Origin of the sequence: Acinetobacter sp. 22301 (genome assembly GCF_052045285.1) — a bacterium.
In the GTDB taxonomy this organism is placed as follows: Bacteria; Pseudomonadota; Gammaproteobacteria; order Pseudomonadales; family Moraxellaceae; genus Acinetobacter; species Acinetobacter pittii.
The window spans coordinates 319,900-333,891 of the sequence record NZ_JBQEOR010000001.1 but is presented as its reverse complement, the minus strand read 5'-3'; the positions used below and the strand labels follow the sequence as shown (position 1 = coordinate 333,891).

At 35.5% G+C, this 13,992-nt stretch carries 18 protein-coding genes; 9 read left to right on the top strand and 9 right to left on the bottom strand.

The window, feature by feature from the left end; all coding sequences use genetic code 11:
• Positions 1-31: 31 nt before the first annotated feature.
• The 5 genes from ACTJJH_RS01585 to ACTJJH_RS01565 all read right to left on the bottom strand — a co-directional run bounded on the left by ACTJJH_RS01585 (position 32) and on the right by ACTJJH_RS01565 (position 3,729).
• A complete protein-coding gene (locus ACTJJH_RS01585; RefSeq protein WP_032036359.1) occupies positions 32-703 on the bottom strand; it encodes a YccT family protein in 672 nt (223 codons plus the stop codon).
• 221 nt (positions 704-924) lie between these two features.
• Entirely contained in the window at positions 925-1,521 is a 597-nt protein-coding gene (locus ACTJJH_RS01580; RefSeq protein WP_032036360.1) for a nitroreductase family protein, read from the bottom strand.
• A gap of 189 nt (positions 1,522-1,710) precedes the next feature.
• Positions 1,711-2,823, bottom strand: coding sequence for a signal recognition particle-docking protein FtsY (ftsY, locus tag ACTJJH_RS01575; protein ID WP_005073955.1), 1,113 nt, complete (start codon positions 2,821-2,823; stop codon positions 1,711-1,713).
• 120 nt (positions 2,824-2,943) lie between these two features.
• Complete coding sequence (locus ACTJJH_RS01570) at positions 2,944-3,270, bottom strand: hypothetical protein (RefSeq protein ID WP_002120920.1); 327 nt, start codon at positions 3,268-3,270, stop codon at positions 2,944-2,946.
• A 99-nt stretch (positions 3,271-3,369) separates the two neighbouring features.
• Positions 3,370-3,729: a hypothetical protein gene (locus ACTJJH_RS01565; protein ID WP_002120892.1), complete on the bottom strand. Its 360-nt coding sequence runs from the start codon at positions 3,727-3,729 to the stop codon at positions 3,370-3,372.
• A 216-nt stretch (positions 3,730-3,945) separates the two neighbouring features.
• On the opposite strand from ACTJJH_RS01565, the gene ACTJJH_RS01560 reads away from it, so the two are divergent.
• From ACTJJH_RS01560 to ACTJJH_RS01550, 3 genes are all read left to right on the top strand, one after another.
• Positions 3,946-4,179, top strand: coding sequence for a hypothetical protein (locus ACTJJH_RS01560; protein WP_002121063.1), 234 nt, complete (start codon positions 3,946-3,948; stop codon positions 4,177-4,179).
• 299 nt (positions 4,180-4,478) lie between these two features.
• Complete coding sequence (locus tag ACTJJH_RS01555; protein ID WP_005802084.1) at positions 4,479-4,853, top strand: DUF2750 domain-containing protein; 375 nt, start codon at positions 4,479-4,481, stop codon at positions 4,851-4,853.
• 144 nt (positions 4,854-4,997) lie between these two features.
• On the top strand, positions 4,998-5,429 hold the full coding sequence (locus ACTJJH_RS01550; protein WP_002121094.1) for a CBS domain-containing protein: 432 nt from the start codon (positions 4,998-5,000) through the stop codon (positions 5,427-5,429).
• 56 nt (positions 5,430-5,485) lie between these two features.
• Here ACTJJH_RS01550 and ACTJJH_RS01545 read toward each other — a convergent pair whose 3' ends face one another.
• Positions 5,486-6,694 (bottom strand): aspartate aminotransferase family protein, encoded by a 1,209-nt coding sequence (locus tag ACTJJH_RS01545; RefSeq protein ID WP_440600598.1) that lies wholly within the window; start codon positions 6,692-6,694, stop codon positions 5,486-5,488.
• Positions 6,695-6,921: 227 nt separating this feature from the next.
• Here ACTJJH_RS01545 and grxD point away from each other — a divergent pair, with 227 nt between their 5' ends.
• Positions 6,922-7,263, top strand: a complete 342-nt coding sequence (grxD, locus tag ACTJJH_RS01540; protein ID WP_002120913.1) for a Grx4 family monothiol glutaredoxin — start codon at positions 6,922-6,924, stop codon at positions 7,261-7,263.
• A 47-nt stretch (positions 7,264-7,310) separates the two neighbouring features.
• On the opposite strand, the gene ACTJJH_RS01535 is transcribed toward grxD, so the two are convergent.
• Positions 7,311-7,634: a hypothetical protein gene (locus tag ACTJJH_RS01535; RefSeq protein ID WP_002121003.1), complete on the bottom strand. Its 324-nt coding sequence runs from the start codon at positions 7,632-7,634 to the stop codon at positions 7,311-7,313.
• 242 nt (positions 7,635-7,876) lie between these two features.
• Between ACTJJH_RS01535 and ACTJJH_RS01530 the strand changes: the two genes are divergently transcribed.
• Positions 7,877-8,776, top strand: coding sequence for a LysR family transcriptional regulator (locus ACTJJH_RS01530; protein ID WP_057105156.1), 900 nt, complete (start codon positions 7,877-7,879; stop codon positions 8,774-8,776).
• Between the two features lie 47 nt (positions 8,777-8,823).
• Here the strand turns inward: ACTJJH_RS01530 and map are convergent, their stop codons facing one another.
• Complete coding sequence (gene map, locus ACTJJH_RS01525; RefSeq protein ID WP_017386019.1) at positions 8,824-9,618, bottom strand: type I methionyl aminopeptidase; 795 nt, start codon at positions 9,616-9,618, stop codon at positions 8,824-8,826.
• 352 nt (positions 9,619-9,970) lie between these two features.
• Between map and brnQ the strand changes: the two genes are divergently transcribed.
• From brnQ to ACTJJH_RS01510, 3 genes are all read left to right on the top strand, one after another.
• Positions 9,971-11,272, top strand: a complete 1,302-nt coding sequence (gene brnQ / locus ACTJJH_RS01520) for a branched-chain amino acid transport system II carrier protein (RefSeq protein WP_002120935.1) — start codon at positions 9,971-9,973, stop codon at positions 11,270-11,272.
• A 189-nt stretch (positions 11,273-11,461) separates the two neighbouring features.
• The gene (locus ACTJJH_RS01515; protein ID WP_002120910.1) at positions 11,462-11,881 is read left to right on the top strand and encodes a GlcG/HbpS family heme-binding protein; all 420 of its coding nucleotides are present in this window, start codon (positions 11,462-11,464) and stop codon (positions 11,879-11,881) included.
• A gap of 259 nt (positions 11,882-12,140) precedes the next feature.
• Positions 12,141-12,395, top strand: a complete 255-nt coding sequence (locus tag ACTJJH_RS01510; RefSeq protein ID WP_005068965.1) for a hypothetical protein — start codon at positions 12,141-12,143, stop codon at positions 12,393-12,395.
• Between the two features lie 25 nt (positions 12,396-12,420).
• Here the strand turns inward: ACTJJH_RS01510 and ACTJJH_RS01505 are convergent, their stop codons facing one another.
• Positions 12,421-12,876, bottom strand: coding sequence for a hypothetical protein (locus ACTJJH_RS01505; protein WP_005068962.1), 456 nt, complete (start codon positions 12,874-12,876; stop codon positions 12,421-12,423).
• A gap of 141 nt (positions 12,877-13,017) precedes the next feature.
• Between ACTJJH_RS01505 and ACTJJH_RS01500 the strand changes: the two genes are divergently transcribed.
• Positions 13,018-13,878 (top strand): alpha/beta hydrolase family protein, encoded by an 861-nt coding sequence (locus ACTJJH_RS01500; protein WP_005068960.1) that lies wholly within the window; start codon positions 13,018-13,020, stop codon positions 13,876-13,878.
• Positions 13,879-13,992: the final 114 nt, after the last annotated feature.

The following is a 13,992-nucleotide window of genomic DNA, read 5'->3' as shown; positions in this document are numbered from 1 at the left end:
TTAAATCGGCTTTATTTTAAATAGCAATAAATTAATTTGATTGTTCAGCTAACCACGCCATAAATTTTTGACGCTCAGCTTTAGAAGCTTTTTGCCAAGTTTCTACTAAACGTTGATCATTCGTTTGGGCTACGCCTGTTACAGGCATAGATGTTGGAGCTGGTACAACCACCTGAACAGAAGTAGGTTTAGCAGAGGCATACACTGCCTCAGGTTGCGATTTAGATGATTTAGTCGTAAAGTCAGTGACTTTTCCTAATAAACCCGTTGCAAACCATGGTTTTGCCTCATTGTTTGCACCAGTTTGTTGTACGATTAATTCATTATTTGCGCTGTACAAAGCCACAGTTGGTTGCTCAGCATATTTCTTTGCTTGTTCAAATTGCTTTGGTGCATCTACCATTCTGAGCTTATAAGTTTGCCCATCTTTGAGAGCCGGAGTTTGAATTGTGATTACTCCAGATTTAACAATGTCATGCTCCCCGCTTAAATGTTCAAAGTATTCTTGATAGCGCACACTTAAGCTTGTTTCACCAGCATCGACTTTATAATTATTTTTAGATGAACGAAATAACCCAGAGTTGACTTCCTGACCATTCACCGCAAGGATTACAATTTCCTCTGGTGCTGTAATTGTAACTGCTGAAAATACCGAACCGCTGAGTAATAAACCAATTGCAGCAACACCTAATCTTAAAGTCATCTGTCTCTTTCTCTGTGTTTGATAAGCTATTAAATCATGAGCAATATGCAATATGATTGTGACTATTTTATGACAAAGCATTTATCGACTAATTTCTTGATTTATTATTTTGAAATATGCATTTGAATTTCATAAATTTTCGTTTTATATATTCTTCCTATTCATTCTAAAAATATAAAAAAAGCACCTAAAATAGGTGCTCTTTTTTAACTTCAATTAAATTAATTGAAAGTTTTGAAACGATCAGCATCATTAATAAATGCTTTTTCACCTGCTGGTGCTTCAACCGAACCAAATACTAATTGAGCACGTAATTTCCAAGTTGCAGGAACATCAAATGCTTCAGCTGCGTCTGCATCGACAATTGGGTTATAGTGCTGTAAAGATGCACCTAAACCAAGTTCTGAAAGCGCAGTCCAAGTTGCAAATTGAGCAATTGCACTTGAGTGTTCAGACCATACAGGGAAATTGTCTGCATATAGTTCGAATTGCTCTTGTAAGCTTTTAACAACAGCTTGGTCTTCATAAAATAAAACCGTACCAACACCCGCTACAAAGCTATCAATTTTTGCATTTGTACCAGCAAAAGCTTCTGCAGGAACAATTTTACGCAAAGCTTCACGAACTAAATTCCAGAATTTAGCATGAGATTCACCGTATAGTGTCACTATACGTGAAGATTGTGAGTTAAAAGCTGAAGGACTATGTTTAACTGCTTCACGGATAGTTTCTTCAATTTTTGTGCGATCTAATGCAACGTTTTTACCAATTGCATAAATTGTACGACGGTTTTTAATTTTATCTAAGAAAGTAGACATTTTGTTATTTCCTACCTATTGATTTGACCGAGGGTCGTTGTTTGGGAATGAGTACAGTGTATTAAAGTCATTTTTCATAATCAGCATTAAAAATATGACAGTTCGTTTTATTTTCGCAACAATAATAAAAGATATACATATAAAAAAAGCTTCACGATTTAGTGAAGCTTTTTAGGGTTACCAAGCAATTTACTTATCAGTTTCAAACAGCGCAGCAACAAAAGATTTAGCCGAGAATGGTCTTAAATCATCAATTTTTTCACCTACACCAATAAAACGAATTGGCACATGGGTGCGACTTGCAATATTAAAGAGTACACCACCTTTAGCTGTTCCATCCAACTTGGTAATGGTAATACCCGTTAAACCTACAGCTTGATCAAACTCTTGTACTTGGTTGATCGCGTTTTGACCTGTTCCCGCATCTACTACCAACATAATCTCATGAGGTGCAGTTGCGTCAATTTTTTGCATAACACGTTTAACTTTTTTGAGCTCTTCCATCAAGTTACTCTTATTATGTAAACGACCTGCCGTATCCGCAATTAATACGTCAATTCCTTTAGCACGAGCACTTTCAAAGGCATCAAAAATAACAGAAGCACTATCAGCTCCATGACCTTGCGCTACTACAGAGATATCGTTACGTTCACCCCAGATCTGCAATTGCTCAGTTGCTGCGGCGCGGAATGTATCACCAGCAGCCAACATCACTTTTTTACCTTCACCTTGTAAACGTTTCGCCAACTTACCAATTGTTGTAGTTTTACCCACTCCATTTACCCCAACCATCAAAATCACATAAGGTGATTTATTAGGGTCAATATGTAATGGCTTAACACGTGGAGCCAACAAAGCAACTAACTCTTCTTGTAACGCTTTATATAAAGAGTGGGAATAGATCAAATCACCACGAGCTGTACGCTCTGTTAAATTGGTAATGATGGTTTTAGTTGCTTCAACACCAATGTCTGCAACCAATAATTGCTCTTCGACTTCTTCAAGTAACTCATCGTCAATTTCCTTTCCACCAATCAAGATATTGACCATACCATCAGCGAAATTACGACGAGTTTTGGTTAAGCCTTCTTTCATCCGGCCAAAAAAACCAGTTTTTGGTTGTTCAGCCGCTGTTTCTGTAGATGCTACTTCTTCTTTGGCTACTTCAATATTTTCTTGTGATTTAGCAGGAGATTCAACGATGGGAACATCGATAGCAGGTAAATTAGGTAATGTGACATCGTCATCACCGATCTCAGCATCTATCAAGAATTTATTTTGCATATTCGATTGTTGCTCCATGCGGATTCCTTGAAAAGCAGCGCGTTTAAAAAGATAAAGTTTAGCATAAATTCAAAATTTTGCCTGCCACAATAGTGCTCAAAAAGCTTTGGAAACCAAGATTTAGCCTGATTACCCTATTTACTGAGTATCTTCCTGAGCAAGTGCTGGATATTGTCTAATATGAGCACCTTCAAATTGATATGCATGCATTAACTTTAAATACTCTGCTCTATGAATTTCTGATTGAGCTATTAGCAGCTCAGCCATATCCTGAGTTTTAGGATAAGTGGCTTGATGAGAGAGTTGTATAATTCGTTGATATTGTTCGGGACTAATAGGCCGAAGTAATGCTAAATATGACAGCACAAAAATACAGCCAATGACAATAACCACAAATAGGTTAAAACATTGATCAACTTTTAACTCAGATTTTAATTTAAGAAAATTTTGTTTGAATATGAGCATGACCTACCTCGAATTAGTGTAGTGTAGGGTTCAATACTCATAAGCACAAGATCAAACATCCAGTAAGGCCAAGAATCGTACCTTACTGGATAATAATACTTAGCTTATTAGTGAACGAATGACGGAAAAGTATAAAATTGCTGCAATAATCACCAAGACTAAAAACATCGCAAAAATACTTAAACCTTCTTCAGCATCGGCTGGATGCAGTTCGTCTTCGTCGGCAATTTTTCTAAGTTCACCATCATAAACTTGATAAAACCAGTTTTTTTGTGCAGGTTCCAAATGCCGTGCAAAGTCAAATACTCTTTTGCGCTGAGCAAGACAATAATCCCCTAAATGGATCTCTTGATGAAAGATCGCTTCATCTAATAGTTTACGATGATAATGGGCTAGCTCTATGATTTGTTCCTCTCTAGGTGGAGTATCAAAAACAAAGCCATCGATAGTATTTGTCATATTTTATTCTCCTTGTCTTTTATTCTCATATTGATTTTACTCAAAATTATTTGTGAATAATGTTTAATCATGTATCCTAATAGTGAATTAACTGGTATGCACCAATAGTTGACAAATCCATTAATTTGTAATATTAGTTTAATAATTCTAAGTTAAATTAATTTAAAGGCAGCGGCCTTTAGAAAAAGTAATCATAATTACAATAAGGAGTTTTCTATGATTCAACGTATCTCTCATCATGATTTAGAACATGTGTACGCAACTGCAGTAAACACAATTCACTCTCAAATGAATTTTCAGGATGCAGTTGCACAGTTAGAAGAAGTTGCTCGCGCTGGGCACGGTAAAGCTGCTCTGTTTTTAGCAGAATTGTATTATCAAGGTTTCCGTGTTGAACGTGACTCACTTAAAGCACAATATTGGCAAAAGTTAGCCACAATGCAAGCATAAAGAAACGTCACTTAGGTGGCGTTTTTTTATGCCCATAAAAACCCAAATTTATCAAAAGCTTTACTTCGCCACTTCATTCGTGGCTCAGGTGGCGTTTTTACGCTGTAAAAATTTTCTGTAAATATAATTCACTACACATTTGGTTTGCATTGTATTGCACCACAGGCTCTAGCCGCTTGAAGTAAAGGACATGAATTTCACAGCTGGAATATTTGTTTACGATTTGATACCTGTTTAAACTGAAATGTCATCTGATTTTTTTATAATAAGCAAGACAAGTTAGAACCTTTAAATTCACAATGAAAAGTTTAAGTAATCTACAACCGGTTTCAAGAGACTTGATGATTAAGATTTATATTTTAAGAACCATGATGTATTGCGGGGTTCTTTGGGGATTATTTCATCAGGGATGGGCAATTAAATCAGATCAGGAAGACTTTATTTTTCCTTTTTGGCTTAATGGTTTGCAGGCACATCGCTACGCAAAAGAGCATTGGCCACATTACAAACCAAGAAGAATTACACCTAAAGATTTCCATGAGTCTTTACTACCAACTTTAACACGACTCAACGTCACTCCTGCTTTGTTTAATTCATCTCATAGAAAATTAAAGTTATCTACTCAGCAAATGCAACATTTCTTTTTCAAACATCCGAATTGGCAAGGAGCGTAAACTTTTCTTTAGGTTCTTAACCTCTATTAGAATGCTTTTTGAACGCTTGAATGTAAAACTTGTATTTGAATGACTATCCAGTCTTTGCATTTTTATAAAATCAAGCTAATTTAAAACAAAATGATAAAACACAGGACAGAAGAAATGACAATCGTTGCACAAGTAATCAAGAACAAAGCAGAGCAAGATATTTTTACAATTTCTCCAGAAGCCACTGTCCTTGAAGCAATTAAGATTATGGCGGATAAAGGAATTGGTGCGCTCGTCGTAGCTGAGGGTGAAAAAGTTGTCGGAATTTTGTCTGAACGTGACTACACACGAAAAGTAACGCTTATGGAACGTTCATCATATAGCACTACCGTTGCTGAAATTATGACATCTAAAGTGCTTACAGTAAGCCTAAACAATACAGTTGAAGAGTGCTTACAGCTTATGACAGATCGTCACTTACGCCACTTACCTGTATTAGACAATGAAAAACTAGTTGGTTTTATCTCTATTGGCGACTTAGTAAAAGCTGCGATGGAAGATCAGAAAAATCTCATTGAACAATTAAAACAGTACATCTCTGGTTAATTATTTCATATAAAAAAATGGGCATTTATATGCCCATTTTTTATTGATGTAAAAACTTAAAGATAGTTATTAATTAAAGCAACTAAACGCTCTAGCAAGTCATCAGCCTGTGCTTGAGTCATGTTAATTGGTGGCAATAAACGCACTACTGAACCAGCTGTAACATTAATAATAAGTTTATGTTGATCTCGAGCTATTGCAACGAGCTCAGCGCAGTCTCTAGGCAATTGAATACCAATCATCATACCAAAGCCACGTACTTGCACATCTTTATGTGCCAATTGCGCACGTAATTGATCAACAATATAACCACCAACAACTGCCGCGTTTTCTACAGCATTCTCTATTTGGATTGTATCAATTACTGTATAAACCACACGAGAACCTAGCACTGTGCCACCGTAAGTAGAACCGTGACTACCAGGTCCTAATAAGCCAACAGCTTTACCTTGTGTCATTACAGCGCCTACTGGAAAACCATTACCAAGCCCTTTCGCAGTGGTAAGAACATCAGGCACAATGTTTGTATGTTGATAAGCAAAATACTTACCTGTTCGGCCGTTACCTGTTTGGATTTCATCTAGCATCATTAGCCAGTTATGTTGATTACATATGGTGCGGACTTCTTCAAGATAGCTAAAGCCTTGAGGCGCTGTATTAATACCGCCCTCACCTTGAATAGGTTCAATCAAAATCGCAACAATATCTGGGTGCTGCAAAGCAGCTTCTTGAATTGCTTCTACATCACCAAAGGGCACACGAATAAAATCATTGGTTAAAGGAGCAAAACCATCTTGTACTTTTTTATTACCAGTAGCTGAAAGTGTTGCTAAAGTACGACCATGAAATGATTGCTCTGCCACAATTATCTTTGGTGAACTTATACCTTGTTGAGTACCAAATTTACGAGCAATTTTAATGGCGCCTTCATTTGACTCAGCACCACTGTTTGAAAAGAAGATCTCTTCCATCCCTGAAACTTCAGCAAGCTTCTGAGCAGCAGCCGTTTGCCAAGGAATCTCAAATAAGTTACTTGTATGCACAAGTGTTGCAGCTTGTTCAGCAATTGCTTCTGCGATGACTGGATGCGCATGACCTAAACCACATACAGCGATACCGGTTAAAGCATCTAAATACTCTGTACCATCTTCGGTATATAGATATGCCCCTCGGCCTCGTACAAAACTGATCGCTTGGCGACCATAAGTAGCCATTAAATGTGATGGTTGATCAGGTTGTATTGGAGCTAGGGTAATATCATTCATAACGAACTCTGTCTGTATGAGGTTTTAAGAAGGGTTTATATAAGCAAAAACTGGCTCTGATGAAAAGTCTCATCACTCATTTATCTAAAATTTCGTCCGCTTTTTGCTATCGCTTCGGTTTATACAATAAAATATTGAATATTCAATGCAACTTTAAGTAATCAGGTGGTTTGCAAAGCGATGTAAACACCCCCTATAATGCTGCTAGATTAGTTGAGGATCTCTTTATGACTGAACAAGCACGTGATACTGAAGCGTTAATCCGCGATCAAATTGCGAAGCATCCCGTTTTACTTTACATGAAAGGCACTCCACAGTTTCCACAATGTGGTTTCTCTGCACGTGCTGTAGAAGCGCTCAGTCAAATTGGTCGTCCATTTGCATATGTAAATATTTTGGAAAACCCTGATATTCGTGCAACATTACCAAAAATTGCGAACTGGCCTACTTTCCCGCAACTTTGGGTAAATGGCGAACTTATTGGCGGTAGCGATATCATGCTTGAAATGTTCCAAAATGGCGAATTAAAGCCATTAGTTGAACAATACAGTGCAGCGCCAGAAGCGTAAATAATAAAAAAGCCAATCAATAGATTGGCTTTTTTATACTCTCAATTTTAACGATCACTTACCCCGACATAGCGAAATAAATTTTCCACACCTAAATCAGATTTTAAAATAATTAGATTTTCATATGTTGTTGTCGTGAGAGCTTCAAAAATATTCATATTCGGATCTTCGTGCAACTCATCCACATTTTGATCCATACACTCTTCAAATCGATCAGCAATAAATTCAAACCCCAAATCCATAGCAATAAATAAAGTATGTTCACATGGCTGAATATATTGTTCTTGCGCCCAGTCAATTATTGCTTGTTTGCAAAATGGACATTCAATATTCGCAGAAGCATCGTTAAGTTCAATTAATTGATAGTGCATTAGATTTGAAAAGAATAGAAAATTGTAGTGTAAAAGAAATTAATTGAAAGTTCTAGAAAAGGCTAGAACCACTCATCAAAAAACACACAATAAAATTACATTGTAATGACAACATAATTTCAAATTCTCAGTTAAAGGAAATATCTTAGTATATGTTTTAATTACAAAAAATTTAGTTTAAGAATTATCGTTGCAAAAATAATAATGTAAAATCATGGTTGTTGCAGAAATAGGATATTTTAATGCTCACTGATCTTGATGATTTTTATTGTTTTGCTCTCGTCGTTGAGCATGGTGGTTTTAGTGCTGCTGAGCGTGTAACGGATATACCAAAATCAAAACTAAGTCGTCGCGTATATAGCCTAGAAGAAAACTTAGGCGTTCGCCTGATTCAACGCAGCTCTCGTCATTTTGCTGTTACAGATATTGGGATGGATATTTATAGACATGCTCAAGTCATGATGAATGCTGCACAAGCTGCTCATGATTTGGTTGATCATCTAAGCATTCAACCTAGAGGTGTTGTAAAGGTTAGTGTTCCTGTTGATATTGCTCAAAATCAACTGCCTAAAATTTTGCCTGCTTTCTTAAAAAAATATCCAGAAATTCGTTTGCAACTTATGGTCAGCAATCGTCGAGTAGATGTCATTAATGAAGGAATTGATATTGCTTTACGTGTTCGCTCAAAACTAGATGATGATCCAAGTTTAGTTCTTAGACAGTTTGCACTTATTGAACAGAGTCTATTTGCAAGTCAAGCATATCTAAATGAATTTGGAGATATAAAAAATCCAGAACAACTTAGTGAGCATCGCATTTTAAGTTTGTCAGAAGAGCATCTTGATCAACAATTCCTTTTGCATGGTCCAGACAATCAGCAAAAGAAAATCAAAGTCAGCCCTATCGTAATGGGTACAAATATCCATATGTTGGCGCAATTAGCGAGTCAAAACTGTGGGATCGCTTTACTACCAGAGATCGCAGCAGAAGATTTTCTAAAATCTGGACAGCTTGTACAAATTTTACCGGAATGGAAAGCTCCTCACGGTATATTACATGCTGTATATCCATCACGCCGAGGGTTATTACCTGCTGTACGAGTATTTATTGATTATTTGGTAGAACATCTTTCTGAGCATTAAAATGAATGAAAATAAAAAAGTTCGATAATTATCGAACTTTTTTATTTTTAAATTACAGGATAGTTTCCTACACCTTCAGGCCAAGGTGTTAAGAGTTCAAAGCCAGTGTCAGTTACAGCAACCATATGTTCCCATTGCGCAGATAACGAAAGATCTTGAGTAATAACTGTCCATCCGTCATTTAATTCTTTAACCTGTGGTCTACCCGCATTAATCATCGGTTCAATCGTAAAGACCATACCTTTTTTTAATACTAAGCCTTGGCCGCGCTGTCCATAATGTAAAACATTAGGTTGTTCATGATAAACCTTACCAATCCCATGACCACAATACTCTCGAACAATGCTATACCCTTCTCGATGAGCAACTGACTGAATAGCATAACCAATATCGCCTAGTGTAGCTCCTGGCTTAACAGCATGAATCCCAGCAACCATCGCTTCATAAGTTGTATCAACCAGTTTTTTTGCTTGCGGGTTTACATCACCCACAAAATACATGCGGCTCGTATCACCAAAATAGCCATCTTTAATAATTGCGACATCAATATTAATAATATCGCCATCTTTTAAAATCTTATTCGGTGAAGGAATTCCATGGCAAACTACTTCATTTACTGATGTACATATTGTTTTAGTAAAACCATGATATCCTACATTCGCAGGAATAACTTTTAAAGTATTTACAATATAGTCATTACACAGGTTATCTAAATATTCCGTAGATACACCCGGTTTAATATATGCCCCTATCATTTCTAAAACTTGTGCAGCCAAGCGTCCAGAAACTCTTAACTTTTCCAGATCTTGTTCAGTTTTTATTGTAACAGTAGAAGCTCTCATTCAGTTTTATCCTCGTAGGCACTGTTTTTACCACGCCTACAAAAATGTAAGTTAATTTAGAATATTCTAGAACGGATATAGGATAGGCTGGAAGCATTAAATGCCCAAATATTCAACATTCATAATAGAAATTCATACTTTTATTTTTGCATAATTTCTTTAAAAAGTCAGAGATAAAAAATGATTTCCTAATTTCTTTCAATGGTTTTTCAAATACATACCTTAACCAGTTGATATTTTTAATATCTATTAAAGGTTTTTATGCTCTGAAAAAAATCTTTTTCACATAAAATACCGCTTGATCATGATCTCTTTTGCTCTAAAATTCCTTCTTTTTTATTAATTTTAATTTATGCAACATCTTCGTACTGGAGATATTATTGCCCTAGGTTTTATGACCTTTGCTCTTTTTATTGGAGCTGGCAATATTATCTTTCCTCCCATTGTCGCTCAACAAGCCGGTGATCATGTATGGCTAGCCGCTATAGGCTTTTTGATTACTGCAGTTGGTCTACCTGTAATTACCATCATGGCACTCTCTCGTATGCAGGGTTCCATTGAAATTATTAGCTCTCCTCTTGGTCGAGTAGCAAGTCTGATTTTAACCGTTGTTTGTTATTTATCAGTAGGCCCTTTATTTGCTACTCCACGTACAGCTACTGTTTCTTATGAAATTGGTTTTTCATCTTATTTTGGAACATCAAGTAGTAGCCTTTTAATTTACAGCGCAATTTATTTTTCATTTGTAACTGTAGTTTCACTTTATCCAAACAAGTTATTAGATACAGTGGGTCATGTGCTTGCTCCGCTAAAAATTATTGCTTTAGCAATTTTAGGCATTGCAGCAGTTATGATTCCAGCGGGTTACGTCCCTGCTCCAATCAACCATTACGTTGAATCTCCAGTTTCGGAAGGTTTCGTAAACGGTTATCTCACTATGGATACTTTAGGCGCATTAGTATTCGGTATCGTAATTATTCAAGCGATTTATTCGCGTGGTGTTACCGATAAAAAATTAGTCACTAAGTATGCGATTATTGCCAGTCTTATTTCTGGTGCAGGTCTTACTTTAGTCTATTTAAGCTTATTCAAATTAGGTGTAGGTAGTCATGAAGTAGCACCAAATGCAGCAAATGGTGCAGTAATTTTACATGCATATGTTCAACATGCTTTTGGCAATATGGGTTCATTATTCTTAACTGGCCTCATTTTCTTAGCATGTATGGTGACAGCGATTGGCTTAACTTGTGCTTGCGGTGAGTATTTTGCTCAGTTAACTAAATTACCTTACAAACTTTTAGTATTCATTTTAGTTGGTTTCTCTTTCATTATTTCTAATCTTGGATTAACCAAACTTATTGCCGTATCAGTACCTGTTTTAAGTGCAATTTATCCACCAGCCATTGTTGTGATTATGCTGAGCTTCTTTTGGAAATTTTGGCACAAACCCTCTTTTATTGTCGGTTCAGTAACAAGTATTGCTTTAATTTTCGGTATTATTGACGGTATTAAAGTTGCTGGTTTTGGTGATTATTTACCTAATTTTCTTCAACATTTACCTTTAAATGAACAAAACTTAGCTTGGTTGATCCCATCTTTAGTTGTTCTAGCAATTACCGTAATTATCGACAAAGTTAAATTTAAAAACATTTAATCTAGTGTCTTTTTTGAAATCGAGTTTTACCCAAACATGATTTTATATATTGAATAAAATGCTGAGTTTACCCAACCGGCATTTTATTTCCACACTACTTTCAATGACAAATCAACTATAGATATAATCAGTTTTTACTGTAAAATTACACTAAAATAATTTTTAGCTTACTAGGAAAGAAGAGCAACAATGAAAAGTAAATATTACCTAACACAAGCAGATGCAGAGTTTTTAATGGAAGAAGCTCAAAAATATGCAATTGAACACAACTTTAAAGTCAGTATCGCTATTGTTGATGAAACAAGTTCTCTACTGTTGATGAAGCGTTTAGATGGTGCTTCACCTTTATCCTCACATTTATGTTTAGAAAAAGCAAAATGCTCTTCAATATCAGGTAGACCTTCAAAATTTTACGAAGAACTTCTGCAAAGTGGACGCTTAGGTTTTTTAAGTATGCCTAGTGCTCAAGGAATGTTAGAAGGTGGAAAACCCATTATTTATGACGGACAAATTTTAGGGGCCATTGGCGTTTCTGGTGTCCAATCTTTTGAAGATGCAGAAATTGCTCAACATGCGATTGATATATTTTTAAAAAAACAAAACAGCTAACCTGAAATGATAGAAAAGAGAAATTATTACACTTTTCATTAAAATATTTTCTCTTTTCTAAAATATTAAGTATTTTATACAAAAATATTTAATATTTACTTTTTTAATACCTTAACCATTTATAAACATAGAGTTTTTTATAAAACTGTTCAAAAAATTTTCTATTCACTATTGAATTGAATTAAAAATAGAAGTACAACATTAAACTTATTCTTGACTAAAACATTCGGTTTTAGCGCAACCACAAGGAGGGATGGAGATGTTATCATTACATTTCAACAAACAAGTCTTCATTAACACTCTGAACAGCAAAGATTCAGTTGTTTATGGAGTAACACCGCTTGCTCTTATGCTGACTTTACTGTTTCAAGGTATGATTAAAGGAAATCTGAAACCCGAATACTTTATGTATGCGATGGTTGTTTCTTTCATATTTTGTGTGTGGGCCTTTGTCGACCATAAGATGCGAAAACTAGCTAAAAGACGTCTTAGTCAACAAAACTCGAATACTTAAAAAATGGATGAGCAATCATCCATTTTTATACATCCAAAAATAAAAAAATTGTTCCGATAACTAAAATAGCTGTAGCTACTAATTCAGTCAAAATTAATCCCACCATCATTAAAGTCATCATCCATGAAGGTAAGCTAAAACGACCTAGCTTGTGAGGACGTTTGAATTGATTTGTTGTGTCCTGTAAATAGCCATGTATGATATAAACCAGAATTGAAAAACTAAAAAATAGAATATTTGCGAATACACACCATAAAGTAATATTTTCATTTAAAACAGTAAAATAGCTTAATACAGCTAAAATTAGGCTAGCAGCTGCATATAACAAACTACTTCGATGAGCGATATCCACATAATAATGAGCACGACTTAATTCTGAACGGCGTATTTGCCAATATTTCCATACCCCAGTCAACATCCCTATCCATAAAAATATGCCACTAAATACAATTGCGAGCTGTACAGCTTTCGGTAAATCCATATTTTTTCCAATTATTTGTTTTATTCAAATTTAATGAGCTATATAACATAAATATTGACTTTATAGTCACATTTTAACCAAGTTTCATTTAAGAACTCGTGTAAATTAAAGACATCAATAAACCAATCACTACGAAATATTATGGATAACACTTTTGAATCATTTTGGATGACCTGTAAAGATGGTTATCAACTTGCTGCACATTTTTATCCAGCTCAATCCCCAAAATCAGCAAATCCCGTATTGATCTGTCCAGCAACAGGTATTACTAAAAACTTCTATCATTCTTTTGCTACATGGTTAAGCGAACAAGGATATGACGTATTAAGCTTTGATTTCCGTGGAATTGGAGGCTCTTTACACGGGTCTTTGAAGCAAAGTACAGCAAGTATTAATGATTGGGGAGTTCTCGATATTCCTTGTGCAATTGATACGTTATTAGAAAAAACTAAAGCAGAACAAGTTACCCTTCTTGGCCACAGTGCTGGTGGGCAGCTATTAGGAATTGTTCCTAATTTTCATAAAGTAGCAAAAGTTATCGCGGTCGCAGGTTCCACTGGCCATGTAAAAGGTCTTAAAGGTAAAACCAAGTTTTTAGCACCGGTAATGTTCAATGTCATCTTTCCAATTTCTAGTGCTTTTAAAGGTTATGGTGCTACTCAATTTATTGGAATGGGAGAAAACTTACCTAAAAAAGTCGCCCAACAGTGGCGAGAATTTTGCAGCCATCCTGGCTATGTGAAAAATGCTATAGGTAAAACAGTCCATCATGATTTTCATAGTGAAATTATCTGCCCTATTACTTCAATTTGGGCAAGTGACGATGAAATTGCAACCGAGCGTAACGTTGAAGATTTATTAAAACTTTATCCTAATGCGCCCACAAAAATGCTAGAGCTAAATCCCATGAAACTTGGGCATAAATCAATTGGGCACATGCTAATGTTTAAAAAATCACATCAAAACTTATGGTCACTTTTAGAACAGGAAATCCAACACTAATCTATTGATCTTTTACTTTTGCCTCTATACCCGTAATCCGGTATAGAGGTTTTTTTTAATATTAATACCCACTTCTTTTATAAAGTTAGTTTATTAACCTAATAATTATCATAA

Bases quoted from the DNA above. Each gene is read 5' to 3' on its own strand.
- ACTJJH_RS01585 (WP_032036359.1), bottom strand. From the start codon at position 703: ATGACTTTAAGATTAGGTGTTGCTGCAATTGGTTTATTACTCAGCGGT.
- ACTJJH_RS01580 (WP_032036360.1), bottom strand. From the start codon at position 1,521: ATGTCTACTTTCTTAGATAAAATTAAAAACCGTCGTACAATTTATGCA.
- ftsY (WP_005073955.1), bottom strand. From the start codon at position 2,823: ATGGAGCAACAATCGAATATGCAAAATAAATTCTTGATAGATGCTGAG.
- ACTJJH_RS01570 (WP_002120920.1), bottom strand. From the start codon at position 3,270: ATGCTCATATTCAAACAAAATTTTCTTAAATTAAAATCTGAGTTAAAA.
- ACTJJH_RS01565 (WP_002120892.1), bottom strand. From the start codon at position 3,729: ATGACAAATACTATCGATGGCTTTGTTTTTGATACTCCACCTAGAGAG.
- ACTJJH_RS01560 (WP_002121063.1), top strand. From the start codon at position 3,946: ATGATTCAACGTATCTCTCATCATGATTTAGAACATGTGTACGCAACT.
- ACTJJH_RS01555 (WP_005802084.1), top strand. From the start codon at position 4,479: ATGAAAAGTTTAAGTAATCTACAACCGGTTTCAAGAGACTTGATGATT.
- ACTJJH_RS01550 (WP_002121094.1), top strand. From the start codon at position 4,998: ATGACAATCGTTGCACAAGTAATCAAGAACAAAGCAGAGCAAGATATT.
- ACTJJH_RS01545 (WP_440600598.1), bottom strand. From the start codon at position 6,694: ATGAATGATATTACCCTAGCTCCAATACAACCTGATCAACCATCACAT.
- grxD (WP_002120913.1), top strand. From the start codon at position 6,922: ATGACTGAACAAGCACGTGATACTGAAGCGTTAATCCGCGATCAAATT.
- ACTJJH_RS01535 (WP_002121003.1), bottom strand. From the start codon at position 7,634: ATGCACTATCAATTAATTGAACTTAACGATGCTTCTGCGAATATTGAA.
- ACTJJH_RS01530 (WP_057105156.1), top strand. From the start codon at position 7,877: ATGCTCACTGATCTTGATGATTTTTATTGTTTTGCTCTCGTCGTTGAG.
- map (WP_017386019.1), bottom strand. From the start codon at position 9,618: ATGAGAGCTTCTACTGTTACAATAAAAACTGAACAAGATCTGGAAAAG.
- brnQ (WP_002120935.1), top strand. From the start codon at position 9,971: ATGCAACATCTTCGTACTGGAGATATTATTGCCCTAGGTTTTATGACC.
- ACTJJH_RS01515 (WP_002120910.1), top strand. From the start codon at position 11,462: ATGAAAAGTAAATATTACCTAACACAAGCAGATGCAGAGTTTTTAATG.
- ACTJJH_RS01510 (WP_005068965.1), top strand. From the start codon at position 12,141: ATGTTATCATTACATTTCAACAAACAAGTCTTCATTAACACTCTGAAC.
- ACTJJH_RS01505 (WP_005068962.1), bottom strand. From the start codon at position 12,876: ATGGATTTACCGAAAGCTGTACAGCTCGCAATTGTATTTAGTGGCATA.
- ACTJJH_RS01500 (WP_005068960.1), top strand. From the start codon at position 13,018: ATGGATAACACTTTTGAATCATTTTGGATGACCTGTAAAGATGGTTAT.